Annotated in this window: 26 protein-coding genes; 14 read left to right on the forward strand and 12 right to left on the reverse strand. The window is 72.4% G+C overall.

The window, feature by feature from the left end; all coding sequences use genetic code 11:
• Nucleotides 1-207: 207 nt before the first annotated feature.
• Together ACIPM1_RS25585 and ACIPM1_RS25590 are read left to right on the forward strand one after the other, a co-directional pair.
• Nucleotides 208-642: an archease gene (locus ACIPM1_RS25585; protein ID WP_402438540.1), complete on the forward strand. Its 435-nt coding sequence runs from the start codon at nucleotides 208-210 to the stop codon at nucleotides 640-642.
• An 18-nt stretch (nucleotides 643-660) separates the two neighbouring features.
• Entirely contained in the window at nucleotides 661-1,305 is a 645-nt protein-coding gene (locus ACIPM1_RS25590; RefSeq protein WP_402438542.1) for a protein-L-isoaspartate(D-aspartate) O-methyltransferase, read from the forward strand.
• Nucleotides 1,306-1,335: 30 nt separating this feature from the next.
• Here the strand turns inward: ACIPM1_RS25590 and ACIPM1_RS25595 are convergent, their stop codons facing one another.
• Entirely contained in the window at nucleotides 1,336-2,082 is a 747-nt protein-coding gene (locus tag ACIPM1_RS25595; protein WP_402438544.1) for a PP2C family protein-serine/threonine phosphatase, read from the reverse strand.
• Between the two features lie 404 nt (nucleotides 2,083-2,486).
• Between ACIPM1_RS25595 and ACIPM1_RS25600 the strand changes: the two genes are divergently transcribed.
• Nucleotides 2,487-3,911 carry an RtcB family protein gene (locus ACIPM1_RS25600; protein WP_402438546.1) on the forward strand — a complete coding sequence of 475 codons (1,425 nt, stop codon included), beginning with the start codon at nucleotides 2,487-2,489 and terminating at the stop codon, nucleotides 3,909-3,911.
• A 94-nt stretch (nucleotides 3,912-4,005) separates the two neighbouring features.
• The gene (locus ACIPM1_RS25605) at nucleotides 4,006-4,800 is read left to right on the forward strand and encodes an inositol monophosphatase family protein (protein WP_402438548.1); all 795 of its coding nucleotides are present in this window, start codon (nucleotides 4,006-4,008) and stop codon (nucleotides 4,798-4,800) included.
• Nucleotides 4,801-4,943: 143 nt separating this feature from the next.
• Here ACIPM1_RS25605 and ACIPM1_RS25610 read toward each other — a convergent pair whose 3' ends face one another.
• The 5 genes from ACIPM1_RS25610 to ACIPM1_RS25630 form a co-directional block, all read right to left on the reverse strand.
• Entirely contained in the window at nucleotides 4,944-5,285 is a 342-nt protein-coding gene (locus ACIPM1_RS25610) for a hypothetical protein (protein ID WP_402438712.1), read from the reverse strand.
• Between the two features lie 121 nt (nucleotides 5,286-5,406).
• Entirely contained in the window at nucleotides 5,407-5,880 is a 474-nt protein-coding gene (locus ACIPM1_RS25615; protein WP_402438550.1) for a hypothetical protein, read from the reverse strand.
• Nucleotides 5,881-6,285: 405 nt separating this feature from the next.
• Nucleotides 6,286-6,756: an HIT family protein gene (locus ACIPM1_RS25620; RefSeq protein ID WP_402438552.1), complete on the reverse strand. Its 471-nt coding sequence runs from the start codon at nucleotides 6,754-6,756 to the stop codon at nucleotides 6,286-6,288.
• Nucleotides 6,757-7,109: 353 nt separating this feature from the next.
• Nucleotides 7,110-7,907, reverse strand: coding sequence for a 3-hydroxybutyrate dehydrogenase (locus tag ACIPM1_RS25625; protein ID WP_402438554.1), 798 nt, complete (start codon nucleotides 7,905-7,907; stop codon nucleotides 7,110-7,112).
• Between the two features lie 88 nt (nucleotides 7,908-7,995).
• Nucleotides 7,996-8,733 (reverse strand): acetoacetate decarboxylase, encoded by a 738-nt coding sequence (locus tag ACIPM1_RS25630; protein WP_402438556.1) that lies wholly within the window; start codon nucleotides 8,731-8,733, stop codon nucleotides 7,996-7,998.
• A gap of 149 nt (nucleotides 8,734-8,882) precedes the next feature.
• On the opposite strand from ACIPM1_RS25630, the gene ACIPM1_RS25635 reads away from it, so the two are divergent.
• Both ACIPM1_RS25635 and ACIPM1_RS25640 read left to right on the forward strand, forming a co-directional pair.
• The gene (locus tag ACIPM1_RS25635; RefSeq protein WP_402438558.1) at nucleotides 8,883-9,734 is read left to right on the forward strand and encodes a LysR family transcriptional regulator; all 852 of its coding nucleotides are present in this window, start codon (nucleotides 8,883-8,885) and stop codon (nucleotides 9,732-9,734) included.
• 121 nt (nucleotides 9,735-9,855) lie between these two features.
• Nucleotides 9,856-10,242, forward strand: coding sequence for a DUF4440 domain-containing protein (locus ACIPM1_RS25640; protein WP_402438559.1), 387 nt, complete (start codon nucleotides 9,856-9,858; stop codon nucleotides 10,240-10,242).
• A gap of 165 nt (nucleotides 10,243-10,407) precedes the next feature.
• On the opposite strand, the gene ACIPM1_RS25645 is transcribed toward ACIPM1_RS25640, so the two are convergent.
• On the reverse strand, nucleotides 10,408-11,808 hold the full coding sequence (locus ACIPM1_RS25645; RefSeq protein WP_402438560.1) for a PhoX family protein: 1,401 nt from the start codon (nucleotides 11,806-11,808) through the stop codon (nucleotides 10,408-10,410).
• 286 nt (nucleotides 11,809-12,094) lie between these two features.
• Between ACIPM1_RS25645 and ACIPM1_RS25650 the strand changes: the two genes are divergently transcribed.
• Together ACIPM1_RS25650 and ACIPM1_RS25655 are read left to right on the forward strand one after the other, a co-directional pair.
• Nucleotides 12,095-12,532 (forward strand): hypothetical protein, encoded by a 438-nt coding sequence (locus tag ACIPM1_RS25650; RefSeq protein WP_402438562.1) that lies wholly within the window; start codon nucleotides 12,095-12,097, stop codon nucleotides 12,530-12,532.
• Between the two features lie 206 nt (nucleotides 12,533-12,738).
• Nucleotides 12,739-12,924 carry a hypothetical protein gene (locus ACIPM1_RS25655; protein ID WP_356183399.1) on the forward strand — a complete coding sequence of 62 codons (186 nt, stop codon included), beginning with the start codon at nucleotides 12,739-12,741 and terminating at the stop codon, nucleotides 12,922-12,924.
• 290 nt (nucleotides 12,925-13,214) lie between these two features.
• On the opposite strand, the gene ACIPM1_RS25660 is transcribed toward ACIPM1_RS25655, so the two are convergent.
• Entirely contained in the window at nucleotides 13,215-13,589 is a 375-nt protein-coding gene (locus ACIPM1_RS25660; RefSeq protein WP_402438565.1) for a hypothetical protein, read from the reverse strand.
• A 340-nt stretch (nucleotides 13,590-13,929) separates the two neighbouring features.
• On the opposite strand from ACIPM1_RS25660, the gene ACIPM1_RS25665 reads away from it, so the two are divergent.
• From ACIPM1_RS25665 to ACIPM1_RS25690, 6 genes are all read left to right on the forward strand, one after another.
• Nucleotides 13,930-14,520: a hypothetical protein gene (locus tag ACIPM1_RS25665; protein WP_402438567.1), complete on the forward strand. Its 591-nt coding sequence runs from the start codon at nucleotides 13,930-13,932 to the stop codon at nucleotides 14,518-14,520.
• Between the two features lie 179 nt (nucleotides 14,521-14,699).
• Nucleotides 14,700-14,942, forward strand: coding sequence for a DUF6411 family protein (locus ACIPM1_RS25670; protein WP_402438569.1), 243 nt, complete (start codon nucleotides 14,700-14,702; stop codon nucleotides 14,940-14,942).
• 110 nt (nucleotides 14,943-15,052) lie between these two features.
• Nucleotides 15,053-16,843 carry a diacylglycerol kinase family protein gene (locus tag ACIPM1_RS25675; protein WP_402438571.1) on the forward strand — a complete coding sequence of 597 codons (1,791 nt, stop codon included), beginning with the start codon at nucleotides 15,053-15,055 and terminating at the stop codon, nucleotides 16,841-16,843.
• The gene (locus tag ACIPM1_RS25680) at nucleotides 16,843-17,796 is read left to right on the forward strand and encodes a YihY/virulence factor BrkB family protein (RefSeq protein WP_402438573.1); all 954 of its coding nucleotides are present in this window, start codon (nucleotides 16,843-16,845) and stop codon (nucleotides 17,794-17,796) included. The genes ACIPM1_RS25675 and ACIPM1_RS25680 overlap by 1 nt, the downstream gene beginning before the upstream one ends.
• Nucleotides 17,797-17,799: 3 nt before the next feature.
• Nucleotides 17,800-18,582 carry a phosphatase PAP2 family protein gene (locus ACIPM1_RS25685; protein WP_402438575.1) on the forward strand — a complete coding sequence of 261 codons (783 nt, stop codon included), beginning with the start codon at nucleotides 17,800-17,802 and terminating at the stop codon, nucleotides 18,580-18,582.
• Between the two features lie 241 nt (nucleotides 18,583-18,823).
• On the forward strand, nucleotides 18,824-20,302 hold the full coding sequence (locus ACIPM1_RS25690; RefSeq protein ID WP_402438577.1) for a glutamate-cysteine ligase family protein: 1,479 nt from the start codon (nucleotides 18,824-18,826) through the stop codon (nucleotides 20,300-20,302).
• Between the two features lie 11 nt (nucleotides 20,303-20,313).
• Here ACIPM1_RS25690 and lexA read toward each other — a convergent pair whose 3' ends face one another.
• From lexA to katG, 4 genes are all read right to left on the reverse strand, one after another.
• The gene (gene lexA, locus ACIPM1_RS25695) at nucleotides 20,314-20,985 is read right to left on the reverse strand and encodes a transcriptional repressor LexA (protein WP_402438579.1); all 672 of its coding nucleotides are present in this window, start codon (nucleotides 20,983-20,985) and stop codon (nucleotides 20,314-20,316) included.
• A 164-nt stretch (nucleotides 20,986-21,149) separates the two neighbouring features.
• Nucleotides 21,150-21,818, reverse strand: a complete 669-nt coding sequence (locus ACIPM1_RS25700) for a YceI family protein (protein WP_402438581.1) — start codon at nucleotides 21,816-21,818, stop codon at nucleotides 21,150-21,152.
• 417 nt (nucleotides 21,819-22,235) lie between these two features.
• A complete protein-coding gene (locus tag ACIPM1_RS25705) occupies nucleotides 22,236-23,867 on the reverse strand; it encodes a sigma-70 family RNA polymerase sigma factor (protein ID WP_402438583.1) in 1,632 nt (543 codons plus the stop codon).
• A 219-nt stretch (nucleotides 23,868-24,086) separates the two neighbouring features.
• On the reverse strand, nucleotides 24,087-26,309 hold the full coding sequence (gene katG / locus ACIPM1_RS25710; protein ID WP_402438585.1) for a catalase/peroxidase HPI: 2,223 nt from the start codon (nucleotides 26,307-26,309) through the stop codon (nucleotides 24,087-24,089).
• Nucleotides 26,310-26,328 lie beyond the last annotated feature (19 nt).

Raw genomic sequence — 26,328 nt, forward strand, 5'->3', positions numbered from 1 at the left:
GAAGGGCGACTGCCGCCGTCGTCTCGGCGTCCACGGCGACCGGAACGGCGGACATCACCGGCTCCACACGGCCTGCGGCGACGCACACCCCGCACCTGAGGAAGCCCGCCGAGGCCCGTCGCGCGTGGCCGTCCCGCCGGGGTGACGATGGAGGCACGGATCGATCGGACCGTTCACACGGAGCCGTGAGGAGAAGGCAGCGGTGGGATGAAGCCGGAGACGTCCGCGCGTCGCGCCGGGCATCGCAGTGTTCCGCACACCGCGGACCTGCGCGTTCAGGCATGGGCCCCCACGCGCGAGGAGTGCCTGGCTCAGGCGGTGCGGGGGGTCTGTGAGTCGTTCCTGGACCTGACCGGGGCAGCCGAAGTCCGCCGACGGGACGTCGTGGTGCGAGCCGACAGGGACGAAGACGTGCTGGTGGCGCTGCTGGAAGAGGTCGTGTACTGGCTCGACACCGAGGACGAGGTCCCCGTGGAGGTGGAACTGACGCCGGTCACCGGCGGCGTGCGGGGCGGTCTGCGGATGGCAGACGCCGGGTCGCTTCCGGTGACGGGGGCCGCGCCCAAGGCGGTCACGCTGCACGAGCTCGCCTTCACCCGGGGGCCTGAGGGCTGGACCTGCTCGGTGACGCTCGACGTATGAGCGCGGAAAGCAGCGAACATGACCGAAGCCGCTTCCTCACCCGAGGATCTCGTACGGGCCGTGCGAGCGGCCGGGATCGGCGACGAGCGCCTGCTGGAGGCCGTACTCGCCACGCCCCGTGCGGCCTTCGTGCCGGCCGACCAGCGGACGCACGCCTACCGTGACGTCCCGCTTCCGATCGGGCACGGGCAGGTGACCACGCAGCCCTCGCTGTCGGCGATGATGATCGAGGGCCTCGAACTGGGCGAGGACGAGCACGTGCTGGAGATCGGTACCGGCCTCGGCTTCCAGACCGCGCTGCTCGCCCGCCTGGCCGCCGATGTCGTGACCATCGAGATGTACCCGGACCTCGCGGATCAGGCACGGCGCAACCTCGACCGGCAGGGCGTTCGCGAGGTCGAGTCGCGCGTCGGGGACGGCAGCGGAGGCGTGCCGGACCGCGCACCGTACGACGCCATCGTCGTCTCCGCCGCGTTCCCGGAGGTTCCCGCGCCCCTGGCCGAGCAGTTGCGGGTCGGCGGTCGCCTCGTGCAACCCATCGGGCCGGGCGGCCGGGAGCAGGTCGTGTCCTACCTGCGTACCCCGACCGGGCTGGAGCGGCAACGGGTCCTCACGCTCGCGTACTTCGTCCGCCTGCAGGGGCGGTACGGCTTCCCCTCCTGAGTCCTTCTCCGGGGCGGGGCCGGCGGGCGGTCATCCGTCCGCGATCCGTACCAGGGCGAGCGTGATGTTGTCGGGTCCGCCGGCGGCGATGGCGGCCTTCCACAGTTCGAAGGCGGCACGGCCGTCGTCGTACTCCCCCAGCAGGTCGTCGAGGACGTCGTCCGGCACCGGGTCGGTCAGGCCGTCGGTGCAGATCAGGTACCTGTCGCCGGGGGCGACGGGTGCGGTCTTCACGTGCGGGGTGACGGCCCGGTACCTCCAGGTGCCCCCGAGTGCCTGGGTGAGCAGCGAGGTGGTGCGCCGGCCCGGCTCGGGCGGTGGGTTGTCGTCCACGCTCACCTGGAGCAGCCCGTCCCGGGGCGCGGCGAAGACCCGGCTGTCACCCACGTTGAACGCCAGCAACGAGCCGGGCAGCAGGACGGCGCCCGCGACGGTCGTGCCCATCGTGGCCCGTCCGTCGCGCTCGCCGCTCGCGGCCTCGTACACCTCGCGGTTGCAGGCGTGCAGTGTCTCGCGGACGTCGTCCTCGTCGGCCAGGGTGGGCCCGGCCGCCGCGAGCCGCCGGACGACCAGGGCACTGGCCACCTCGCCGCCGGGCTGGCCGCCGATCCCGTCGGCGACGGCGACGACGAGCGGCGTGCCGAGCGGGAACATCAACGTCTGCGGGGTCTCGGTCACGGTGGCGCACAGGGTCCACGGCCCGGCGACCAGGCTGTCCTCGTTCCGTTCGCGGATCAGCCCCGGATGACTCAGCGCGCTCACCGCGACGTACGCCATCGGACGCCACCGCCTTTCCACACCGAACCGGGCCGGGTTGGCCTGGGTCGGTCCTGGCCGAGGATGTGTGGCTCTCGAGGGCGCCTCGGGGCACCTCGGGGAACCTCTGGGGGGCGGCCTCGGGGGCCCTCCGGCCAGCGCTTCCGGGGCCGAATCGTGTGCTCACCATTTTCCGGCGGCCCATTCGGCGGTGCATCTCGGCCCGGCCCCGGCGGAGCCCCGTGCGGCGGTGCGGCTGCCGGGGGCCGCCCTCCGCAATAGCATGGAGGCCACAGGGCTGGGCTCAGGAGCGTCCGCGCGGGAGACGAAATCCTCCCGGCGGCCGCTCGCCCGCCCGGCACGGCGACCGCTCGGAGCTCGAGGGGAAGCGTCACGTCCGTTACGGCCAGGGTCGGGTGACGCGCATGGACATCACGCTGGTGGAGGAGACCCCGTTCCGGTTCCGTATCGAGCGGCAGGACCCGATGCGCGTGCCCGGGCTCGTCTTCGCGACGCGAGAGCTTCTGCCGCAGGCGGCCGGGGACAAGGCGCTGGAGCAGGTCGTGAACGTGGCGACCCTGCCCGGCATCGTCCGCGCCTCGTACGCCATGCCCGACGTGCACTGGGGGTACGGCTTCCCGATCGGCGGGGTGGCGGCCACGGACATCGACGCCGGCGGAGTGATCTCGCCCGGCGGTGTCGGATTCGACATCTCCTGCGGCGTCCGGCTGCTCGCCGGTGACATCGACCGCGAGCCGCTGGCTTCCAGGATGCGGCGGCTGATGGACATCCTCGGCGACACCGTCCCGCGTGGACTGGGGCGCGGCGGGCTGTGGAAGCTGTCCGGGCGCCCGCAGATGGAGAAGCTACTGGTCGGCGGGGCCGAGTACGCAGTCGAGCACGGTCATGGCGTACCACGCGACCTGGAGCGCTGCGAGGACCGCGGAGTACTGCCGGGGGCCGATCCGTCGCAGGTCGGCCAGCGGGCCGTGGAGCGGGGGCTCCAGCAGGTCGGCAGCCTGGGGTCGGGCAACCACTTCCTGGAGGTGCAGGCCGTGGACCAGGTGTACGACGCCCGCACCGCGGCCGCCTTCGGCCTGCACTCCGGCCAGGTGTGCGTCATGATCCACTGCGGTTCCCGCGGCCTGGGGCACCAGGTGTGCACCGACCACGTCCGCGTCATGGACCAGTCCCTGCGCGCCTGGGGCATCCACCTGCCGGACCGGCAGCTGGCCTGCGCGCCCGTCGTCTCCACGTCCGGCCGCGCCTATCTCGGGGCGATGGCGGCCGCCGCCAACTACGGCCGCGCCAACAGGCAGTTGCTCACCCAGGCCGCGCGCCACGCCTTCGCCACCGCCGCCGGGGTGGGCCTGGAGCTGGTCTACGACGTCTCCCACAACATGGCGAAGATCGAGACCCACGACGTGGACGGCGCACCCCGCCGGCTGTGCGTCCACCGCAAGGGCGCCACCCGGGCCCTGCCCCCGGGCCACCCGGACCTGCCGGACGACCTCGCCGGGGCCGGGCAGCCCGTGCTGGTTCCCGGCACGATGGGCACGGCGTCGTACGTGATGGCCGGCACCGTCCGGAACGAGGCCTTCTGGTCCTCCGCCCACGGCGCGGGCCGCGTCTGGAGCCGCCACCAGGCACTGCGCCGGGTCCGCGGCGAGCAACTGCGCGACGAGCTGGAATCCCATGGCATCGCCGTCCGGCCGGCCTCCTGGCGCGCGCTCGCCGAGGAGACCCCCGATGCCTACAAGGACGTGGACGCCGTGGCCGCCGCGACCGAGGGCGCGGGGCTCGCCCGGCTGGTCGCGCGCCTGGTGCCGCTCGGCGTCGTCAAGGGGTGAGGACCTTCGTCGGGTGAGGGGCTTCGTCACGAGGTGAAGGGGTGCGCGGGGAGGGTGAGTGAGGACGTGTCCGCGGCATCCCTATAGTGCACGGGTGATCGACTCCCATAAGGGCTCCGACGACGCCGAGGTCGCTGCAGCCGCGGCACGTGCCGGCGCGGAGGTCGTGCGCGCCCTGTACGGCCGGCGGCTCGCCCGCATCGACAAGGGTGCCGGAGACTTCGCCACCGCCGCCGACGTCGAGGCCGAGAAGAGGATCCTCGAGGTCATCCGTGCCGCTCGTCCCGAGGACGCCGTGCTGGGCGAGGAGGGCGGTCATCAGGGTGCCGCCGAGGCCGAGCGCCAGTGGTTGGTGGATCCCCTGTGCGGCACGCTGAACTACGCCGTGGGCAACATGCTCGTGGCCGTCAACGTCGCACTGCGGGGCGGGGCGGCGGCCGTGGCCGACCCGTTCAGTGGCGAGGTCTTCCTCACCGACGGCGAGACCGCCCGGGTACGGCGCGACGGGGTCGACGCGGAGCTGGTGCCCTCGGCCGCCACCCGGCTGGTGGACGTCAATCTGGATCCACCGTTCCCCGGCGCACCCGGATTCCGGGCCGTGGACCTGCTGGCGCGTCCCGGGTTCGCCGAGCGGTTCCGGCCACGGGTCGTGTCCACGACGCTGGCCCTGGCGTGGGTCGCCGCCGGGAAACGCGCCGCGTACGTCACCGACGGCGGCGACCTGTCCGGGAGCGTGCACTTCGCGGCCGGCATCGCCGTGTGCCGGGCCGCCGGCTGCGTGGTCACCGGGATCGACGGCGTCCCGATCGAGCAGGCGGGTCGCGGTCGCGGACTCGTAGTGGCCGCCGACGCCGAAACTCACGGGCTGCTCATGTCGATGATCAGGTGAAGCTCGCGCGGATGTCCGGGGCGGGCGGGGACCTGGGTCTTGGGGGATGCGGCTGGTGCCGTGGCTGCCGGCGGGACGGTCCTGCTGTTCGCCGCAGCCGGTGGACGCCGTAGAACCGTGCTGAGGGGGCGGCGGGTGGCGCCTCACTCCGGTGCGTCCGCGTCGAGTCGCGCGAGGCCGCTTTCCCACCTCCGGCGGCGCTGTTCCCCGGACTGTGCCCACCACGGTGTGCCGCGCTCCCCCAACGCGATCTTCGCGCGGTTCACGCGAGCGCGGGCCGAGCGTTCGGCCTCGGGGTCGCCGGCGGTTGTCGCGGAGCGCACCGCGCGGCGAGCGGCCATGAGGTGGTGACGAAGACGACCGGCGACTTCTTCGGGGAGCGAGGGGTCCGTCGCCCGCCACTTCCTGCCGTCGACGACGACGAAGTGTCCGTCGGGAGTCTTCTCCGGCCGCCGGTGCGCGTCCCCCCTCGGAGAGTGCCCGATCACCGGGCAGATCACCGGGGAGGACGCGCGGTGCCGGGAGTGTCAGTTGGCCCTGTTGCGGTGTGGAGCCCCGGCCCGATTCCGGCGGGCCGGGGGTCCCCATCACTCAGTCGGTGCGGGATCAGTCCTTGTAGTCGTGGTCGACCACGCGGAAGCTGCCCACGACACCGTGCTTGACCTTGACACCCTTGGTCCAGCGCACGTGCACACCGTCGCTGGAGCTGTGCGGGCCGACGGTGGCGATGGGAGCGCCGTTGTCGCAGACCACACCGCGGAAGACCTCGACGGTCTTGCGGCTGTCGTTGCGGATGTTGAGGCTCTTGGCGCCCAGGCCGCTGATGACGGTGATGCAGTCACCCTCGTGGGAGGAGTACGAGCGCTCGTTGATGAAGATCCGGCCGTCCTCGTAGCCCTCGACGCCCTTGCCGCCGGTGCTGCCACCGAGGGGGGCGGCGGCGACAGCGGCCGGCGCGGCCTGGGCGGCCTGGGGGGCCTCCGGGGCCGAGGCGGCCGACGCGTAGGTGATGCCCGTCGCGACCAGAGCCGCGCCGGCCGCGAAGGCGGCCGTGACAACGGTGGAACGGGTGGTGTTCATGTGCTTCTCCTTCTCAGGGACACCGGCTCCACAGCCGGCACATGATTGAACGTAACGACCACCCCCAGACCTGTCATATCGGGCATATCGGAGAGCTGGCTCCGCGACTCCGAATGGGGTATTTATGGGGCCCTCACGCCGCTTCCCCCGCGATGGGGACGCCCACAAACACCCATAAATATAAGCAGATTGACATACCATTGGTCCTTTCAGGTGATCTCCTGACGCCTGCTCACCCTGAAGGACAGCGTGTCGCTACAGACCCGGCGGACCTCGGCACGCTAGAGGGACCCGAAGCCACGGGGAGAGCCCCTGCCTCGACCCGCGCCGTCACGGCGGCCGGGGTGGGTGCTGCCGGGCATCGCCTTCCCAAGTGCGTGCCGCTCGGCACCGGCCTCGAACGCTTCAGCGCAGCCGGTCCAGTTCGGCGCCGATCGATTCTCGCAGCACGTCGTGCCGCGGACCGAGCCTGAACCGCTCGTCACTCCACCGTTCACGTGGGTACAGCCACACCGGTACCCCCCTCAACTCGGCCGGCTCCCAATCGAATCGCGGCCACACATGGGCATGCAGGAACGGATCGCGGTTGCCCAGGATCTCCAGGTTGACCCGGCGGAAATCCGGGTCCAGACGCCGACAGACCCGCTCGACCGCTTCGCCGAGCAGATCCATGTCGGACAGGAACGACATCCGCCTGGCCTTCGGCAGGTCGGACAGTCGTCGAACACCTGGTTCATCCGCGAGGAGCACCGAGTAGCCCGGCAGGAACTGAACGTCCCCGATCACCGCGAAACCCGCCTCCAGCCGCCGCAGCACAGTCGGGTTCTCGCCCCGCAGAGCGGCCCCGACCCGGTCCGCCCGCCACAGATCAGTCATGCCCCGACTCCACCACAGACGCCACACGCGGTCGACGGATGCGCCGAACTGACACGAGCTCAACTGAATTCGGTCCGGTGCGCCGAGTTCTTGAAGCGGAGGAGGACGACGAGGTCGGCCTGACCAGGGTGGGTGGGCGCCGGACGGGACGTCCGGGGGCCCGGCGCCGGGACGGATGCGCACGTCGAGTTCGGCGCCGCTGCGCGCCACGACGTGCCGCGCTGGAGCGCCGAAGCGCGGCGGTCGCGGGCGGCCCTGGAGCGGGGCTGTCCGGCCGGCTGACCGTCTCTACGCGACGCGGGACGGCGCGGCCCCGTGGCCACACCGTCCCGCGAGGGCTCCCGTACCGCGGCTCAGTGGGCGGTCCAGCCTCCGTCGATGACGAGCGAGGTCCCGGTCATCGCCGACGTGTGCGGAGCGCAGAGGAACGCGGCCGCCTCCGCGATCTCCTCCGGCTCCACCAGGCGCTTCACGGCCGCGCTCTCCAGCATGACCTGTCCGACGACCTCCGCTTCTGAGATGCCGTGGACCTCCGCCTGGTCGGCGATCTGCCGCTCGACCAGGGGGGTGCGCACGTACCCCGGGTTGAGGCAGTTGGACGTGACCCCGTGCGCGGCGCCCTCCATCGCGATCACCTTCGACAGGCCCTCCAGGCCGTGCTTGGCGGCGACGTAGGCGCTCTTGTAGGCGGAGGCGCGCAGGCCGTGTACGGAGGAAACGTTGACGACGCGTCCCCAGCCCCGGCGGTACATGCCCGGCAGCGCTCCACGTACCAGGCGGAACGGTGCCTCCAGCATGATCCGGAGCATCAGCGAGAACCTCTCCGGCGGGAAGTTCTCGATCGGCGAGACGTTCTGGATCCCCGCGCAGTTGACCAGGATGTCGACGTCGCCCAGGTCGAGCGCGTCCACCGCGTCCAGGTCGGACAGGTCGACGACGAGGGCCTCACCCCCGGTGGCCCGCGCGACGGCACGGACGCCGTCCGCGTCCAGGTCCAGGGCGCGGACCGCCGCGCCCGACGCGGCCAGGCGCAGCGCGATGGCCCGGCCGATGCCGCTGCCGGCGCCGGTGACGAGCGCTGTCCGCCCGGTCAGATCGGGAAGGGCGGAGGGCGCCGGGGACGGGGAGAGAGGCGAGGATGAGGTGGACACGAGCCATTCCTTCGTCGGTGTCGCGAGTGGTCGTAGGGGGCGGGGCCGTGCGTCGAGCGGCGGGGACAGACCAGCGGGCGGCCGGCGGTCAGGCCGCGAGGTAGTCGTGCGCGACGGACGGCGTCGGCAGCGTCAGGTCGGTGAGGATGTGGGACGCGCCCACGACCTCCAGCACCGGCAGGTCCGCCATGGGCGCCAGCGCGTGCGCGAACAGCTGCAGCCGGGCCGGGCCGGTCCAGGCGCCGAGAACGGTCAGGTCGGATATCTCGATGCGCAGCAGTTCGCAGATGCGCGGCGACCCGTCGTATCCGGGGATCTTCTTGAGCATGTACGTGGGGACGGCCAGCTCGGCGCGGGCGGCCTCGGGGTCCATCGGCGCGTACTTGAACCCCATGGTCGCGGTCGCCACCCGCAGGCTGCCGTAGTCGAGGGTGCCGACCAGGGTGTCGGAGTCGGTGTACAGGCGCGGTGCGCCCAGCTTCTTCGGATAGCCGCTGCCCTCCCGGCCGAGGGCGATGGCGGGCGCGTTGTCCAGGTACATCGAGTGGATGTACTCGGCCTCCTCGCCGCCGTGGCGCACCCGCAGCACCTGTCCCGACTCGGTGTAGTCGCCGAGGCCCGTGCTGTCCGGCATCCGGATGACCTCGAAGCGCACGAGGGGCTCGTCGACCTCCAGCGGCTCGGGGACGACGGCGCGCATCGCGTCCGGGTCCGTGCGGTACGTGATCGTCAGGTACTCGCGCCGGGAGAAGCGGTAGGGGCCCGCCGGGAAGGCCGGTCCGTCCAGGGGGGTCGAGGGAGCGCGGAGGATGTCTTCGCTGCGCATGCCGAGCAGTCCGTTTCCGTGGCGCGATGTCCGTACCGGGTCGGACCCCCTCACGCCGGGGACGGTCCGGCCGTCTGAGCACTCCCGACGCTAGGCGGGCCGATGGCCGAAGAGAAATGCGCCACCACCCGGATTTATACTCGTGTCGCATGAATACGGAGATGCGGCATCTCCGGTACTTCGTCGTCCTGGCGGAAGAGGAGCACTTCTCCCGCGCGGCCGCGCGGTGCCGGATCAGCCAGCCCACGCTCACCCGCGCCCTCGCCGCGCTCGAACGCTCTCTCGGCGTGCGCCTGGTGCGGCGCACCACGCGCAGCGTGGCGCTCACCGACGCGGGCCGCCGCCTGCGGGCCGAACTGGAGGAGCTGCTGCCCCGCATGGACGCCGCGTTCGCGCGTGTCCGCGCCGAGGGACAGTTGCGTCTCGGCTTCACCTGGCTGCTGCCGAGCGGCCTCGCCCGCCGCATCCTCACGGACTTCGAGGAGTCCACCGGAGTGCCCGTCGAGCTGGTCCGCCGCGACGACCGTCTCGCCGGTGTGGACGTGGGCGCGGTCGACGCGGCCCTGCTGCACGGGGACGTGGACGATCCCGCCCTGACCTCGATCCGCCTCCGCTCCGAGCCTCGGATCGCCGTCGTCGCCCGCGACCATCCGCTCGCCCGGCGCCGTCGCCTGCAGTGGGCGGAACTCGCCGGACTGCCGCTCGTCGTCAACTCCGCCAGCGGCACCGTCCGCCCCGAGCTGTGGCCGCCCGGGCAGCGGCCCTCGGTCGCGGTGGAGAGCGCCACCTACGACGCCTGGATGGAGATGGTCGCCCTCGGCCGGGGCTTCGGTGTCCTGCCCGACTTCGCACGGCACCACCCGCACCCCGACGTGCGCTACATCGGCCTGGCCGACGCGCCTCCCGTACCCCTCGTCCTCGTCCTCCCGGCCCGCGCCCCGCACCCGCTCTCCGACGAACTGGTCCGGGCCGCCCGGGCCGCCGCGGAGCATTCCGAATGACGTCCGCATGAGGACGGAGGCGGAGATCGGTCCTCGTTCGACGCCTGGGCGGGACGAACACCCCGGGGTGGGGAATCAATTCGGTTGCCGCGGGCCCGGTGGCCTCGGTGAGAATCCCGTCATGGACCAGGCGACGGACGATGTACGGCAGGCGATCGCGGGTGAGTTGGAGCTGATGGATCCGCGGGTCCGCGCGTCACGGGAGCGTGCCGGGCTGCTCCTCGACCCGGAGTTCGTGGAGGTCGGCGCGTCCGGGCGGCGGTGGACGTACGAGGCCCTGCTCGCCGAACTGCCCGACCACCCCGGCAGTTCGCCCGGCGCTCCCCGCTACGAACCCTCGGAGATCTCGGGCGTGCGGCTCGCCCCGGGACTGGTGCATCTGACGTTCGAGGCCACGCTCGGCGAGCGCAGGACCAGACACAGCTCGATCTGGCGCAAGGGGGACGGCGACGCGGGCTGGCGGATGTACTACCACCAGGCCACGCGCGTGCCGGACGGGGTCGAGTAGGTCCCGCCCCCTGGTGATCTCCACAAGACCGCGGCGTCCGGGGCCGAGGGGGCGCACCGAGGTCTGGCCGCCGGCTTGCCCCGCCCACCGCGACTCCGCCGCGGTCCGGCCGGTGAACCAGAAGACCCCATCGGCGATCAGCTGGAACACCGGCCCAGCCCGGAACTAGCGCCGGAACGGCCCGGTCACCGCGAACGTCGTGCCGGGGGTGTAGCAGTTGACGTACATCGTTCTGCCGTCCGGGGCGAAGGTGACGCCGGCGAACTCGCCCCACTCCGGGGCCTCGGGCGTGCCGATGTTCTGGCGGTTGCGGGCCATGGCGTAGACCTCGCCGCGGCGGGTCACGCCGAAGACGTGCTGGGCGCCGTTTCCGTCCTCGCAGACCATGAGACCGCCGCTGGGTGCGAGGCAGATGTTGTCCGGTGACTCGCCCGGCAGTTGCACGTCCGTGTCCGGGCCGAAGACGACGACGAGGGTGAGGCGGCGCCCTGCCGGGTCGTAGCGCCAGATCTGCCCGAAGTGGTCCGCGGCGGAGCCGTCCGCGCTGCGGGCGAAGGAGGACACGAAGTAGACGCGGTTTCCGCCCCAGTAGCAGCCCTCCAGCTTCTGGGCGTGGGTGATGCCCTTCGGTCCGAAGTCCTGCAGGCGGATGGGTGTTTGGGTGGCGAGCGGGTCGGGGACGTCCACCCATTCGACGCCGTCGAAGGAGGCTCCCGTCTCCTGGATGGAGGACAGGTCGGGTACGCCGGGGACGCGCATCGCCTGCAGCCGGCCACCCGCGCGCAGCGAGCCGAGGCCGCCGCGTGGCCGCTCCGGCAGGAACCGGTAGAAGAGTCCGAAGGGCTTGAGGAAGGCGTCCTCGGTCTCGTAGACGACGCCCCGTCCGGGGTCGATCGCGACGGCCTCGTGCTGGAAGCGGCCCATGGCGGTGAGCGGTACGGCCCCCGTGCGGCGCGGATCGACCGGGTCCACCTCGAAGATGAAGCCGTGGTCCTTGGTGTAGCCGTTCGTGCCGGCTCTGTCCTCGGTCTCCTCGCAGGTCAGCCAGGTGCCCCAAGGAGTATGGCCGCCGGCGCAGTTGACGGCCGTACCGGCGATCGCGACCCGCTCGGACAGGACGTCGCCTCGGTTCCCCAGTGTCAGGGCCGTGCAGCCGCCCTTGCCGGCGGGGTCGTAGGTGATGCCCGCGACGGCCGGGACGGGGACCGCCGCGGTGGGCCGGTTCTCGTGGTTGCGCACCAGGTGCACCCGGCCGTGTGGGCCGGCGAAGGCGGACATGCCGTCGTGGTTGCTGGGGACACGCCCCTCCCCGGAGCGCAGCCGGTCGCCCTCGCGGGAGAGCACCTGATAGCGGAAACCTTCCGGCAGGTCGAGCAGGCCGTTCGGATCGGGGACGAGGGGGCCGTAGCCGGAGCGGCCCAGCGCGCTCGCGGTCCCCGCGAACAACTCCGACAGTGCGCCGGTGAAGGCGATGCCCAATCCCACGGCGCCGGATCGGGCCAGTACCTGACGTCGCGTCGCCGAACCGCCGGTCTCGGGCGTGGCGTCGGACCTGGATGCTGACATGGGACAACCTTCCTGCTGGCGGACAGGAACTGTGACCCCGCCGTGTCTATCATCAGCCACCGGCATCGGGAACCACGCGTGTCACCCGTGTCCTCCGTTTCCGGTGCGCGGGGTCCGGCCTCCTGGCAGCGGAGGCCCTGCGTCCGCGAAGCGGATCCGCATCGGGATCCGCAGCAGATCCGAGGCAATGCCGAGGCGGTTTCCGCGCGACTCCGAAGTGACCCCGCAGGCCACCGCACGGCTGCTCCGGCCCCTGGTCGGGCGCGTCCATGCCATGATCTGCAGCATGAACACTGAGGCCGAACACACCGGGATCGTCTACTGGCGGCGCAGCCTGTGGAACGGCGCCCGGTGCGAGCCCCTTCTGGTCACCCTGGGCCCCGGCGCCCTGCAGGCCCGCGATCGCGCCTCCGCGGTGGTCTTCCAGGCGGACCCGCGCACCGTCACCGGCCGCTTGACCCGCCTGGGCACGCTCCTGCTGACCGTGGACGGGCGACGGTACGACCTCGTCGGCAGGGGCGGTTCCATGTCCCCCGAGCCGAGCGCGGAACAGGAGCGGGCCCTGGCCGACCTCACCCGGCGCCAGGCTCAGCAGGCACCCCCTGCCGCCCAGACTCCCGCCGTGACCAGCGGCGCGGTGGACCAGTTGCTGAACGAGGGTGCGGCGGGACGGATGCGGGCCTGGCACCAGATGCTGCGCACGGCCGGAGCCGGGATGCGGTAGACGCCGTCGCGGGGCGGGGCGGCTTCTCCCGTGTCCGGCGGCTTCACCCCGCGCCGAGCGGCGCCCCCGGGGTCGGCGCGGCGGCACCGGTGCCGGAGAGGCTTCACCGGTAGTGCTGGAGCGGCTCACCGGTGGTGCCGGGGTGGGCCGTTTTCCTCGTCGGGGCGGGGGCACGCGAATGTGTGAGTGCCTACGAAAGGACTGACATGAGCGCCGCAGAGAAGGCCAAGGCCAAGACCGAGCAGGTGGTCGGGAAGGCCGTGCGCAAGGCGGCCCACGCGGTCGGCAACGAGACCACCGCGGCCAAGGGAGCCGCACTGGAGGCCCGGGGCAAGGCCCGCGACTCCAAGGAGCGGTCCAAGGACGGACTCAAGGACGGCCTCACGGGCTGACCTCCCCCACTGTGACGACGCGAGGGGCCGACGGCTGACGCCGTCGGCCCCTCGCGTCGTGCTCCGGGGTGTGCCCTGGCCGGTGCTCCGGCCGCCGACGCGCAACGCGACTTCGGCGTTCCGCCGGCGCGGGTCCACCCCCTCCCCTCCCCTGTCCTCGGACCTGCCCTCGGGCTGGTGGCTGAGCAGGAAGGCGATGAACTCCTCGAACTCGACCTGGTTCCTGGTGTTCACCCGCCGTACGTCCAGGAGGAGTTCCGGGATCTGCTGGGGTTCGGCGTCGGCCAGCATCAGGGGGACCACGGTCCGGGAGGAGTCTCCGCCGAGTTCGGCGTTGAGGACGAATCCGTACTGCCGGAGCCGAAGGTCAGCGCCGGATACAGGACGCATCCGGCGTACAGCCCCGCCCACAGGCCCACGGCGAGCAGGGTGAGCCGCCCGGCCAGTCTGCGGCCCCCTCGGATGCCGCCCCACGCGGCGACCGTGTGCCCGATGCCCGTGCCCAGGATGGCTCCGGTGGGCAGGAGCAGGGGGATCGCGAGCCAGGCGTAGAGGGGGCGGAGCGTGTCGAGGTCCACGAAGCCCAGTCCCAGCCCGGTCACCATGAAGTCGAAACTGTTCCCCAGCAGCAGGTTGATGGCGAACATGGAGACGCATCCGGTCAAGGAGGCTTCCCAGAAGCCGAGTTCACCCGCGAGGGCGGGGATCCGCAGGGCCGCACGGCGGCGGTGGAGGGCGGGGTGTGTGGCGAACGGCCAACGGAGGCGGCGGCGTTGTGCCGTCGGCCGTGCCGTGAGGGCCGTACCGCCGCTGACGCGGGTGCGTGAGGGGCGGCTGGTGCGCCGGGCGTGGCGTGTCTCCGAGTATGGCCCCGCCGCCGCGTCCTGTCCGGCGGTCATCCGGACACGTCCGGGGGAGCTCCGGCCCGGAGCGCAACCATACGAGCCCCCCGAATGTCATGTATGCAGACGAGACGGAAAAGTCATGACGCCGAAGGGGGACATCATGCGCAAGGGACGATGGACGATCGCCGCCGCGGCGGTCGTCGTGATGGCGGCCGGAACGCTGGGGGTGGCGGTTCCGGCGGCCTCCGCCGCGGGTCAGGGAACGGCCCGGGCGGCGGCGCTGAGCTGCCCGACCGGCTGGGGCAGTCTGCCGAAGCACGGGGCGGACGGCTCGCAGGTGCAGCGGTCGCTGACCGGCATCCGCACCGGGCGTCACGACTGCTACGACCGGATGGTGTTCGACGTTCCCGGCGCGAGCAGCAAGGCGCCCGGCTACGACGTCGCTTACGTCAAGACCTTCCGTCAGGACGCGTCCGGGGCGGTGATCCCGGTGTCCGGCGGGGCGATCCTGGAGATCCGGATCCACGCGCCGTCGTACGACCCGGAGACCGGCACCCCGACCTACCCCGGGCGGGCCGGCAAGAAGTTGCCCGGCGTCGACCTGACGGGCTACCGCACCTTCCGGGACGCGAAGTTCGGCGCCAGTTTCGAGGGCGTCACGCAGGTCGGGCTCGGTGTGCGGGCACGCCTGCCGTTCCGGGTGCTGAGGCTGCCGGACCGCATCGTGGTGGACGTCGCCCACAGGTGGTGAGGCGCGGGCGGCGGACCCGCGCCGAGCGCACCCGCAGCAGCGCCGGGGCCGTCCACTTCGGACGGCCCCGGCGTGATTCCGGCGGACACTGCGACGTGATTCCGGCGTGATTCCGGCGTGCGGGGGCACGCGGTCGAGACCGTGACCCGAATGTCGACCGCACAGTCTTGGAGTCCGTAGTGATCATCGTTGGTGTCCTCGTCTTCTGCGTGTTCCTCGCGATCCTCGCCTTCCTCGTTCCGCGCCTGTCCCGGCACCCCCAGAACGGCGCGCAGCGCACCCTGGGCGCCGGCTCCCGGGCCGGGTCGAAGGCGCCCGGCCCGCTGGGGCGTCTGCTGAGCAAGCCCTTCAGCTCCAGCTCCCGCGCCGTCGGGCGCAGCGGCGGCGCGGGCCGCCGGGCCCGGAACCGTCTGCCGTTCTGATCGAGAAAAAGCCTGTCTGTACCCGGGTAGAGGGGGCATACGGCGATGGCCGGGAGTGAGTGAAAAACCCGGCCGAACGTCGCCGCGAGGCGCTGACGATGGGAGTGCCGATGCCTACCGCCGTGCCGGAGAGTGCCGCCGGACTGCCTGGGGAAAGACCCGGCGCACGCCCCCGAGCCACCGGAGCCGCCCACGGGATCTCCGTGCCTCGCGGCACCGGCCGGGCCGCCGCCCGGATCGGTGCGCTGACCGTGTGTCAGACGGCGCTGATGGTGGGCATCGGGCTGTTGATCACCGGGCCCGCACGCGGTCTGTGGCCGATGACGGTCGAGGACCACGTGAACGAGGGCTTCGAGCGGATCCGGACGGGCACGCTGACGGCCCTGTCTTCGGTCGCGTCGGAGGCCGGGAACACGCTCACGGTGATCACCGTCACCCTGCTGAGCTGCCTGGGGCTGATCCTGCTCCCCCGGCTTCCGATGTGGCGTCAGGCGATCTTCCTGGCCCTCGCCGTGGCGCTCCAGTCACTGGTCTTCCTCGGCATCACCGTGGCCGTCGAGCGCCACCGGCCGGACGTGGACCGTCTCGACGCCTCTCCGCCGACGTCCAGTTACACCTCCGGCCACACCGGCGCTGCCACCGCGGTCTACGCCGGGCTCGCGGTGCTGGTCCTGTCCCGGATGCGCGGGCCGTGGCGGAAGGTCGTGGCCGGGGTGCTGTTCCTGCTGCCGCTGCTGGTGGCCGTGGCCCGTCTCTACCGGGGCATGCACCATCCCACCGACGTCGCGGGCGGGCTCGTCAACGGCAGCCTGTCCCTGCTGATCGTCGGACGCGCCCTGCTCGCGGACGGATCGGTGGCCGCGCCCCCGGCCGCCGCTCGGCCCCTCCCGGCCCCCGCAACGCCCCTCTCCTCCCCCGCCTCCGGTCACCCGGAACGGCCCACCGGCCGTACCGCCGTGATCTTCAATCCCACGGTCACCGACCAGGCCGGCCGCGACGCGCTGCGCCGGGTGCTGGAGCAACACGGCCACCACGCCCCGGTGTTCATCGAGACCACCGCCGAGGACCCGGGCGGCGGCCAGACCGCCGAGGCGGTGCGCGACGGTGCGACGCTCGTGGTCGTCTGCGGCGGGGACGGCACCCTCCGGGCGGCCGCCGACGCCCTCGCGGGCAGCGACGTCCCGCTCGCCATGGTGCCCTGCGGCACCGGCAACCTGCTGGCCCGCAACCTCGGCCTGCCCCTGGCACCCGCCGCCGCGCTCGACGCCGCGCTGCGCGGCACGGCCCGGCACATCGACCTCGGCCGCATCGAGGGCGACGGCCTGGCGGCCACCCACTTCGCCGCCATGTCCGGCGCCGGACTCGACGCCGCCGTCATGCAGCGCGCCAACGACCACGACCGGGCCAAGGCCGTCCTGGGCTGGCTCTCCTACGTGCTGGCCGTCTTCGGCTCCTTGCGCACCCCCCGGATGGAGCTGACCGTCCGCCTCGACGGCGGGCCGGCCCTGCGCCGTACGGCCCGTATGGTGCTCGTCGGCAACATAGGCACCGTGCAGGGCGGCATCACGCTCCTCCCGCACGCCCGTCCCGACGACGGACTGCTCGACCTGCTGATCCTCGACCCGCGCGGTCCGGGCGACTGGCTGCGCGCCGTGGCGACCCTGGTCCGGGGCGGCACCAAGACACCGCCGAAGACCGCGGACCGCCTCACCGCGGAGGACCGCGACCGGGACGGCGACGGCGTACCGGTGGAGTTCTTCGCCTTCCGGCGGGCCGAGTTCACCTTCGACTCCCCGCAGCCGCGCGAACTCGACGGGGATCCCGTCGCCCCCGGCCGCCGCCTCACCGCGCAGGCCTGGCCGGGCGCGCTGAACGTGCTGCTGCCCGAGCGGGGGAAGTGATGGGTACCGCCACCACCGTCCCCGAGACCCGCGACATGAGCGGCGAGGAGCTCTCCGCCGACGAGGCGTGGGCGGCGCTGCGCCGCTACGGCGGCTGGTACCTGCTGCGCGACGCCTTCCTGCGGTTCCGCTACGCCGACGGCTTCAGCCACTCCCGTGCCCTCGCCCTCCAGACGGTGCTGGCGGTGATCCCGCTGGCCATCGCGTTCGTCGGCCTGTCCGGCACCCTGCACACGGAGAACATCGGCAGACTGACCGAACTGACCATCCACAAGATCGCCGCGGGCCCCAGCGCCAAGGTCGTCGACGACGCACTCGACCGCGGCCGCCGCTCTGCGGGCGACGGCGCGCAGGTCGCCCTCTGGCTCGGCGCGGGCTTCTCCCTGATGAACGTCACCACCGCGATGTGCCAGATCGAGCGCGGGGCCAACCGGATCTACGGCAACGAGCGCGACCGCCCCTTCCACCGCAAGTACCTGCGCGGTCTGGTGATGTCCCTCAGCGCCGGGCTCCCGCTCGGCATCGGGTTCATCGTGATGGTCGCCGGCGACGACCTCGCCTCGGCGGCGGTGTCGGTCTACCGGCTCGACGGCAGCGCCCAGGCCGCGTGGGACATCCTGCGCTGGCCGTTCGGGCTGCTGCTCGCGCTCATCTCCGCGAGCGCCGTCTTCCGCCGCTCGCCCCGCCGCAAGCAGCCCGGCTACACCTGGCTGGCCTTCGGGGCGGCGGTGTACCTGGTGCTGTGGATGACACTGACCTGGCTGCTGAGCCTGTACCTCGACCTCAGCGGCTCCTTCGACACGGTCTACGGGCCGCTCAGCGCCTTCATGTCGCTGCTGCTGTGGGCCTATCTGACCTCCATCGCCCTCTTCCTCGGGCTGTCGTTCGCCGCGCAACTGGAGGCCGCGCGCGGCTGGCGGCCCGGTCCGATCCAGCCCGACCCAGGAGTCTGAACGGTGGTCCGCAACGCCCTCTCGCTTCTTCGTGACCGTCGCCGCCGGGAGGCCGACCGCCGGTTCGGCGCCCGACTGCTCGCGTCGGTCGCGGTCGCGGCCGTCGCCTCGGTGCCCTTCGGGCTGCTGCTGATCCTCGTCGTGGGCCAGTGGCGGCCGCTGGGCCGCCTCGACATGGACGCCGCACGACGGCTGCACGAGGTCGCGGTGAACGACCCCGCGTGGACGAGCGCCCTGCACGTGCTGTCCGACCGGGTGTGGGACCCGGTCACCCTGCGCGCGGCCGTCGCGGTGCTGACCGTGTGGCTGCTGTACCGCAGGGCGTGGCGGCTGGCCGCCTGGGCCGCGGTGACGGCCGTGGCGGGCGGGCTGATCGGGCTGCTGGTGAAGACGGTGGTGGAGCGGGCCAGGCCCGCGCTGCAGGACCCGGTGGCGCACGCGCCGGGTTACTCCTTCCCGTCGGGCCACGCGATGACCGCCACCACCTCCTTCGCGGTGTTCCTGCTGGTGCTGCTGCCGATGGTGCCGCGGGCCGCGCGGATACCGTTCTGGTGCGTGTCGGTGCTCTCGGTGGTCGGGGTCGGCTTCACCCGGGTCGCCCTCGGCGTCCACTGGGTCAGCGACGTCGTGGGGGGCTGGCTGCTGGGGCTGGCCGTCGTGGCGCTCACCGCCTGGGCCTTCGAGGCGTGGCGGGCGGACGTGGGCCGGGGCCGGGCGCCGGTGAGCGAGGGCCTGGAGCCGGAGCTCACCGGCGGCCGCCCCGAACCGGATCCCCCGGGCCGCTGAGCGCCGCCGCCGCGCACGTCCCGCCGGTCCGGCACCGCCCGGGTACCGCCCGTCCGTCATCATTCGGGTCCCGCCGGTTCGGCATCGCCCGCTTCCGGCGGTTCGGCATCGCACGCGTCCGCCGGGGCGGAATCGCTCGCTTCCCGCCGCTCGGAGGTCGCTCGTGTCCCGCCTGGTCGGGGTCGCTCGATGATGCGACGCTGGGGTGGAGAGGCGACCGGAGCGGCACCGTGGAGGGCCGATGGGACGGGACGTCCCGGCGCTGGTCTTCACCCGCGAGGACCGCCGCCGGTACCGGATCAAGATGCAGGAGTGCCTCGACGCGTTCGCGCTGATGCTGCGCGAGGCACGGTTCGAGTCGGAGCGGCCCCAGGTGGGGCTGGAGATCGAGCTGAACCTGGTCGACGGCGACGCGGAGCCCGCGATGCGCAACAGCGCCGTACTGGACGCGATCGCGGACCCCGCCTGGTCCACCGAGCTCGGCCGGTTCAATCTGGAGATCAACATCCCGCCCCGGCGGCTGACGGCGGGCGGCCCCGACGCGTGGGAGTCCGAGATCCGCGCCGCGCTGAACCACGCCGAGCAGCGCGCCATGACCGTCGGCACGCGCCTGATCATGATCGGCATCCTTCCCACGCTGCGGCAGGAGGACGTGGGCGAGGGGGCGCTGTCGGAGAACGCGCGCTACCGGCTGCTCAACGACCAGGTCTTCGCCGCCCGGGGCGAGGACCTGCGCATCGAGGTCGACGGCACGGACCGGCTGCGGACCTGGGCGGACACGATCACGCCGGAGGCGGCGTGCACCAGCACCCAGTTCCACCTCCAGGTCTCCCCGGAGGACTTCGCCGACTACTGGAACGCGGCGCAGGCGATCGCCGGGGTGCAGGTCGCGCTGGCGGCCAACTCGCCTTTCCTGTTCGGCAAGGAACTGTGGCACGAGACCCGCATCCCGCTCTTCGAGCAGGCCACCGACACCCGGCCGCAGGAGATCAAGGTGCAGGGGGTGCGGCCCCGGGTGTGGTTCGGGGAGCGGTGGATCAACAGCGTCTTCGACCTCTTCGAGGAGAACCTGCGCTACTTCCCGGCGCTGCTCCCCCTGTGCGACGAGCAGGACCCGGCTCAGACACTGGACAACGGCGACATCCCCGAACTGGGCGAGCTCACCCTCCACAACGGCACGATCTACCGCTGGAACCGCCCGGTCTACGCCGTCGCGAACGACAAACCGCACGTGCGCGTGGAGAACCGGGTGCTGCCCGCCGGCCCGACCGTCGCCGACACCCTCGCCAACGGCGCCTTCTACTACGGGCTGACCCGCGCCCTGGTCGAGGAGGACCGGCCGGTGTGGTCCCGGATGTCCTTCTCGGCCGCCGAGGACAACCTGCACACGGCGGCACGGCACGGCATCGAGTCCCGGCTGTACTGGCCCGGGATGGGCGAGGTGCCGGTGCCCGAACTCGTCCTTCGGCGGCTGCTGCCGCTGGCCCACCGGGGGCTGGAGCGCTCCGGCATGGACGACGCCTGGCGGGAACCGCTGCTCGGCGTCATCGAGCAGCGGTGCGTCACCGGCCGCAACGGAGCGGTCTGGCAGAAGGAGATGTTCCACCACATCGACACCGCCCGTCGTGCCGGCCGGCACGAGGCGCTGCGGCGGATGACCCAGGTCTACATCGACTACATGCACCTCAACGCCCCGGTGCACACCTGGCCGGTCGACTGACCCGGGCCGCCTCACAGCACGCGCAGGACGCCCACGACCTTGCCGAGGATCTGCGCCTGGTCGCCGGGGATCGGCTCGTAGGCGGGGTTGCGCGGCATCAGCCACACCTGGCCGTCCTGGCGGCGCAGTTGCTTGACGGTCGCCTCGTCCTCCAGGAGCGCGGCGACGATGTCGCCGTGGTCGGCGCTGTCCTGGCGCCGCACGGTCACGATGTCGCCGTCGCGGATCGCCGCGTCGGCCATGCTGTCGCCGGTGACCGTCAGGGCGAACAGGTCGCCCTCCCCCACGATCTGCCGCGGCATGCAGTAGACGTCCTCGATCATCTCCTGGGCCAGCAGGGGCGCGCCGGCGGCGATACGGCCCAGCAGCGGCACCTGGACGGGAGGCTCGCCCGTCTTCCCCGGGGCGGACGCCCCGGAGCGCCGGACGCGGTAGGCGCGGGGGCGGTGCGGGTCGCGGTAGAGGACGCCCTTGCGTTCCAGCGCCATCAGCTGATGGGCGACGGAGGAGGTGCTGGCGAGCCGCACGGCCTCGCCGATCTCCCGCATCGAGGGCGGGTAGCCCTGACGCTCGACCGTCGCGGCGATGAAGTCCACGATGTCCCGCTGGCGGCTGGTGAGCCCGCCGTCGGCAGGGCGGGGGCCCGGCGGGCGGCCCCGGCGTGCGGGCGCGCTGTTCTCCATCCCGGGCACCTCCGTACAAGATCTCGCAGAGCGCGACAATAACCCGCCTCCCCCGGTCATGGGAATGGCGGGGTGCCGAGAGGCACGGCTCACGCCGGTGCGTCGGGACCGGGGAGCAGCCGTCCGGTGGCCGCCGTTCCGCCCCCGCCGCGCCGAGCCGGAGGTCAGGCCGAGGGCTCGGCGCGGATGGCGGCGATGTCGAACTGCAGGCGCACCTTCTCACTGACCATGGCGCCGCCCTCGGCCAGCCTGCTGTCGTACGTCAGGCCCCATTCGGTGCGGTTGATGGTGGTCGTGCCGTCGAAGCCGACCCGCTCGTAGCCGAAGGGGTCGGTCACGTGCCCGATGTAGGTGAGGTCCAGCACGACGGGCCGGGTGACCTTCTTGATGGTGAGGTCGCCGGTCATGCGGTAGAGGTCGGACTCCGCGAGCTGGACGGCCGTACTGGTGAAGCGCATCTGCGGGTAGGCCCTGACGTCCAGGAAGTCACGGCCCATCAAGTGGACGTCGCGCTGTTCCACACCGGTGCGCACGCTCGCGGTGGAGATCATGATGTCCGCCCGGGACCGGGCCGGGTCAGTGCCGTCGAAGACGAGGCTGCTCCGGTATTCGGCGAAATATCCACGGACCGTACTCACCATCGCGTGACGGACCGAGAAACCGATCGCGCTGTGGGCGGGGTCGATCATCCACTCTCCGGTCAGCGCGGCCAGCGCCGGATCCGCGACGACCGTACCGGTGGAATTCGGCCGACCATCCCGGGCATCCCCGAGTTCGGGCGCGGAGGAAGGCGCCGAACGGCGTGAGGGCGCTACACGGTTGAACAAATTCATGATCCAACTATCTGTTGCACGGGGAATTCGCCGCAATCCCCTGCGCGTCCGGCGCGCAGGCATCCGCCCACCCTGACCTCCCGATCCACCCCACGCAAGTTCACCCCCGACGACCGCACAATCGTCACCCGATCTCCATAAAGTTCACTGCCAGGTCGACGCTGTTCACCGTTCAGCGCACGTGGCGCACCGGCGATGCGCCCGGCGGGCCCACCGCCGGAAAGCCGGGACGGCGAATACTCGCGGAATGCCGGGTTTTCTCTCGGTGTGCCCGGTGCCTGTCCGTTCCAGCCTGAAAAGAGGCGCAAGTGCAGTTTTCGAACATGGACGGGGGTGCCCCGACGTTCGACAGCGCTCCGCGAGAAACGCGGCCCGGGGCGGGGCGGACCGTCCCGGCGGCGCCCAAAGGGCCGGGCGTCACTGCTTGGCGCCGAAGTCCTGGGTCCACCACGGCCCGCCGGACCCCTTGTGGATGCCCACGCCGATGTCCTTGAAGGCGCAGTTGAGGATGTTGGCCCGGTGGCCGGGGCTGTTCATCCAGGAGTTCATCACCGACTCCGGGGTCTGCTGGCCCTGGGCGATGTTCTCCCCGTAGGTGGACCAGCGGTAGCCGGCGGCGGTGATGCGCTCGCCGGGCCCGGCGCCGTCCGGGTTGGTGTGGTCGAAGAAGCCGCGGGCGGCCATGTCGTCGGAGTGGGCCTGAGCGGCGTCGCGCAGGCGCGGGTCCTCCGCCAGCGGGCCGCAGCCGGCGGACGCTCGCTCCTTGTTGACCAGCGCGATCACCTGCGCGGCCGTGCCGGAAGGCGCCGCCTGCGTACGCGGTGCGGTGGACGGCGTGCGGGTCGGCCGGACCGATGCCCTCGGGGTCGGTCTGCTCGTGGCCGGGCGGGGGCTGTGGGAGGCCTTCGGCTTCTTCGACTCGGACGCGGAGGGAGACGGGGACGGAGAGGCCGACGGCGCGCTCTCGCTCGGCGTGCCGGTCGCGGAGAGGTCCGCGACGGAGGCGTCCGCGGTCCGTGTCGCCCGCTCGCTGTCCCCGTCGGGCTGCATGCCGAAGTACCACAGGCCGCCGCCGGCCACGCAGGCGGCGACCAGGGCGCCGCCGACGGCGCGGCGTCGCACGCGCCGGCGCCTGCGGGCGGCGCCGCGGCCGGCGGACCGCGCGCCCGTGGACGCGTGCGCCGTCGGGCCGCCCGCCGGTCCGCCGCGGGCTCCGGCCGCGCCGAGCGGGGTCGCCGACCCGGCCACGGCCGGTGCGGAGGCGGCGCGCACCTTCGCGAGCAGCGCGGGCGACGCCGCCACCAGCGCCAGGCCGGCCAGCAGGCCCTCCGCGGGCATCAGCCCGCTCCACAGGCCGGAGCAGCGCGCGCAGCCGCGGGCGTGCCGGGCTATGCGCTTGCGCCACAGCGCCGAGGGCCGGCCGTCCCAAGCCGCCACCACGGTCCGCAGTTCCTCGCACGGCGGCTGGGCGTCGAGCGCCCGTACGACCACGCGGGCGGCCTCCAGCTGCGCCTTCATCCGCTGCACCCGGACCGCCGTGTGCTGCGGGGAGAGCTCCAGGGCCTCGGCCACCTCCGGCCGGGTCAGTTCACCGGCGCACTCCAGCCACCACAGGGACAACAGTCCCCGGTCGTCGGGTTCGAGCCATCGGGTCGCCCGGGCGGTCTCCTGGCGCTGGCCGGACAGCTGGAGCCGGACCAGGGTCAGGTCCACGAAATCGGCGCCCGGGTCCGCCAGTTCCGCGGCCTCCTCCACGGCGCCCGGCGCGGCCTGCCGGCCCTGCCAGTGCGTCCGGACCTGGTTCATCGCGATCGCCACGAGCCAGGAGCGGAAGCTCTCGGGAGCGCGCAGGCCACCGAGGGAGTCCAGGGCCCGGAGCATGGTGTCCTGCACCACGTCGTCCACGTCCACCGAGCCGTTGAGGGCCCGCCCCACGATGTTGTAGACGAGCGGCAGGTGCGCGGCCACCAGGGCGTCCTGAGCCTCCGGGTCGCCGGCCCGGGCGGCGGTCACCAGTGCCGCGAGCTCGGCCCTGTCCTGTGTACTCATGCAAGCTTCCCTGTCCTCGACGCCGAACGGTGCTGTCCGATACCTGGGAGACCGCCGAGGGGGTCCCGGATAACAGTTCCTCGGACATTCGTTCTGCGAGAGGTTCACCGCAGGGGGCCGCGACCGCAATGAAGACGGTCACACCGTGGGCCGGACACGGGCCGGACACGGGTCCGGGCCGGCCCGTGGGGGCCGGCCCGGAAGGGGTGCGCGGTCGGATCAGACGAGGTCGAACCGGTCGAGGTTCATGACCTTGTCCCAGGCGGCGACGAAGTCCTTCACGAACTTCTCCTTCGCGTCATCGCTCGCGTAGACCTCGGCGAGGGCGCGCAGCTCGGAGTTCGAGCCGAAGACGAGGTCGGCCCGGGTGCCGGTCCACTTGACCTCACCCGTGGCGGCGTCGCGGCCCTCGAAGGTGTTCTGGTCCTCGGACGTCGACTTCCACGTCGTGCCCAGGTCGAGCAGGTTGACGAAGAAGTCGTTGGTCAGCCGGCCCGGGGTGTCGGTGAGGACGCCGAGCTTCGACTGGTCGTGGGTCGCGCCCAGGACGCGCAGGCCGCCGACGAGGACCGTCATTTCGGGGGCGGAAAGGGTCAGCAGGTTCGCCCTGTCGAGCAGCAGGTACTCGGCCGGGAGGCGGTTGCTCTTGCCCTGGTAGTTGCGGAACCCGTCGGCGGTCGGCTCCAGCGCCGCGAACGACTCCGCGTCCGTGTGCTCCTCGGTCGCGTCGACGCGGCCCGGGGTGAACGGCACCTCGACGTCGTACCCGGCGTCCTTGGCGGCCTTCTCGACGGCGGCCGCGCCGCCGAGGACGATCAGGTCGGCCAGGGAGACCTTCCTGGCGCCGGAGTTGAACTCGCTCCGGATGCCTTCCAGGGTGCGCAGCACCGTCGCGAGCTCGTCGGGGTTGTTGACCTCCCAGCCGCTCTGCGGCTCCAGGCGGATGCGGGCGCCGTTGGCGCCGCCCCGCTTGTCGCTGCCGCGGAAGGTGGAGGCCGACGCCCAGGCGGTGGTGACCAGCTGCGAGACGCTCAGGCCCGAGTCGAGGAGCCTGGCCTTGAGGGCCGCGACGTCCTCGGCGCCGATGACCTCGCCCTCGGCCTCCGGCAGCGGGTCCTGCCATAGCAGGGTCTGCTGGGGGACCTCGGGGCCGAGGTACAGCGACTTCGGGCCCATGTCGCGGTGGGTCAGCTTGTACCAGGCCCGCGCGAACGCGTCCGCGAACTGGTCGGGGTTCTCCAGGAAGCGGCGGGAGATCGGCTCGTAGATCGGGTCGAAGCGCAGCGCCAGGTCGGTGGTGAGCATCGCCGGGGCGATCTTCTTCGACGGGTCGTGGGCGGCGGGCACGGTGCCCTCGCCCGCGCCGTCCTTCGGCTTCCACTGGTGGGCGCCGGCCGGGCTCTTGGTGAGCTCCCACTCGTAGCCGAAGAGGATCTCGAAGAAGCTGTTGTCCCAGCGGGTGGGCGTGTTGGTCCAGGTGACCTCCAGGCCGGAGGTGATGGCGTCACCGCCCTTGCCGGTGCCGTACGTGCTCCTCCAGCCCAGGCCCTGCTCCTCCAGCGAGGCGGCCTCGGGGTCCGGGCCGACACTGTCCGCGGGGCCCGCGCCGTGGGTCTTGCCGAAGGTGTGGCCGCCCGCGATCAGCGCGACCGTCTCCTCGTCGTTCATCGCCATCCGGCGGAACGTCTCGCGGATGTCGCGGGCCGCGGCGATCGGGTCCGGGTTGCCGTTGGGGCCCTCCGGGTTGACGTAGATGAGGCCCATCTGGACCGCGCCGAGCGGGTTCTCCAGCTCGCGGTCGCCGGTGTAGCGCTGGTCGTCGAGCCAGGTGGTCTCGGGGCCCCAGTACACGTCCTCCTCGGGCTCCCAGACGTCCTCGCGGCCACCGCCGAAGCCGAAGGTCTCGAAGCCCATCGACTCCAGGGCCACGTTGCCGGCGAGGACCATCAGGTCGGCCCAGGAGATGTTCTGGCCGTACTTCTTCTTGACCGGCCACAGCAGGCGGCGGGCCTTGTCGAGGTTGGCGTTGTCGGGCCAGCTGTTGAGCGGGGCGAAGCGCTGCTGGCCGGCGCCGGCGCCGCCGCGGCCGTCGCTGATCCGGTAGGTGCCGGCGCTGTGCCAGGCCATCCTGATGATGAGCGGGCCGTAGTTGCCGAAGTCGGCGGGCCACCAGTCCTGCGAGGTGGTCAGCACCTCGGCGATGTCCCGCTTCACCGCCGGGAGGTCGAGGGACTTGAATGCGGCGGCGTAGTCGAACTTCTCGCCGAGGGGGTTGGCCACGGCGGGGTTCTTCGCAAGGATCTTCAGGTTGAGCCGCTCCGGCCACCACTGACGGTTGCCGCCGCCCTGCGTCGGGTGGGGGGCGCGCTCGTGCGCGACCGGGCAGCCACCTCCGCCCTCCGCCTTCGCGTCCGTGACGATTGCATCGTGGTTCTCAGACATGGGAATCCTTCCGAACTGG

Origin of the sequence: Streptomyces sp. NPDC086766, from assembly GCF_044746005.1 — a bacterium.
Taxonomy (GTDB): domain Bacteria; phylum Actinomycetota; class Actinomycetes; order Streptomycetales; family Streptomycetaceae; genus Streptomyces.

Excerpts from the sequence above, each read along its gene's own strand:
- ACIPM1_RS25585 (WP_402438540.1), top strand. The coding sequence starts at position 208 with ATGAAGCCGGAGACGTCCGCGCGTCGCGCCGGGCATCGCAGTGTTCCG.
- ACIPM1_RS25675 (WP_402438571.1), top strand. The coding sequence starts at position 15,053 with ATGCCTACCGCCGTGCCGGAGAGTGCCGCCGGACTGCCTGGGGAAAGA.
- ACIPM1_RS25635 (WP_402438558.1), top strand. The coding sequence starts at position 8,883 with ATGAATACGGAGATGCGGCATCTCCGGTACTTCGTCGTCCTGGCGGAA.
- ACIPM1_RS25650 (WP_402438562.1), top strand. The coding sequence starts at position 12,095 with ATGAACACTGAGGCCGAACACACCGGGATCGTCTACTGGCGGCGCAGC.
- ACIPM1_RS25640 (WP_402438559.1), top strand. The coding sequence starts at position 9,856 with ATGGACCAGGCGACGGACGATGTACGGCAGGCGATCGCGGGTGAGTTG.
- ACIPM1_RS25620 (WP_402438552.1), bottom strand. The coding sequence starts at position 6,756 with ATGACTGATCTGTGGCGGGCGGACCGGGTCGGGGCCGCTCTGCGGGGC.
- ACIPM1_RS25700 (WP_402438581.1), bottom strand. The coding sequence starts at position 21,818 with ATGAATTTGTTCAACCGTGTAGCGCCCTCACGCCGTTCGGCGCCTTCC.
- ACIPM1_RS25590 (WP_402438542.1), top strand. The coding sequence starts at position 661 with ATGACCGAAGCCGCTTCCTCACCCGAGGATCTCGTACGGGCCGTGCGA.
- ACIPM1_RS25690 (WP_402438577.1), top strand. The coding sequence starts at position 18,824 with ATGGGACGGGACGTCCCGGCGCTGGTCTTCACCCGCGAGGACCGCCGC.
- ACIPM1_RS25680 (WP_402438573.1), top strand. The coding sequence starts at position 16,843 with ATGGGTACCGCCACCACCGTCCCCGAGACCCGCGACATGAGCGGCGAG.
- ACIPM1_RS25630 (WP_402438556.1), bottom strand. The coding sequence starts at position 8,733 with ATGCGCAGCGAAGACATCCTCCGCGCTCCCTCGACCCCCCTGGACGGA.
- ACIPM1_RS25655 (WP_356183399.1), top strand. The coding sequence starts at position 12,739 with ATGAGCGCCGCAGAGAAGGCCAAGGCCAAGACCGAGCAGGTGGTCGGG.
- katG (WP_402438585.1), bottom strand. The coding sequence starts at position 26,309 with ATGTCTGAGAACCACGATGCAATCGTCACGGACGCGAAGGCGGAGGGC.
- ACIPM1_RS25705 (WP_402438583.1), bottom strand. The coding sequence starts at position 23,867 with ATGAGTACACAGGACAGGGCCGAGCTCGCGGCACTGGTGACCGCCGCC.
- ACIPM1_RS25595 (WP_402438544.1), bottom strand. The coding sequence starts at position 2,082 with ATGGCGTACGTCGCGGTGAGCGCGCTGAGTCATCCGGGGCTGATCCGC.
- ACIPM1_RS25615 (WP_402438550.1), bottom strand. The coding sequence starts at position 5,880 with ATGAACACCACCCGTTCCACCGTTGTCACGGCCGCCTTCGCGGCCGGC.
- ACIPM1_RS25665 (WP_402438567.1), top strand. The coding sequence starts at position 13,930 with ATGCGCAAGGGACGATGGACGATCGCCGCCGCGGCGGTCGTCGTGATG.
- ACIPM1_RS25600 (WP_402438546.1), top strand. The coding sequence starts at position 2,487 with ATGGACATCACGCTGGTGGAGGAGACCCCGTTCCGGTTCCGTATCGAG.
- lexA (WP_402438579.1), bottom strand. The coding sequence starts at position 20,985 with ATGGAGAACAGCGCGCCCGCACGCCGGGGCCGCCCGCCGGGCCCCCGC.
- ACIPM1_RS25645 (WP_402438560.1), bottom strand. The coding sequence starts at position 11,808 with ATGTCAGCATCCAGGTCCGACGCCACGCCCGAGACCGGCGGTTCGGCG.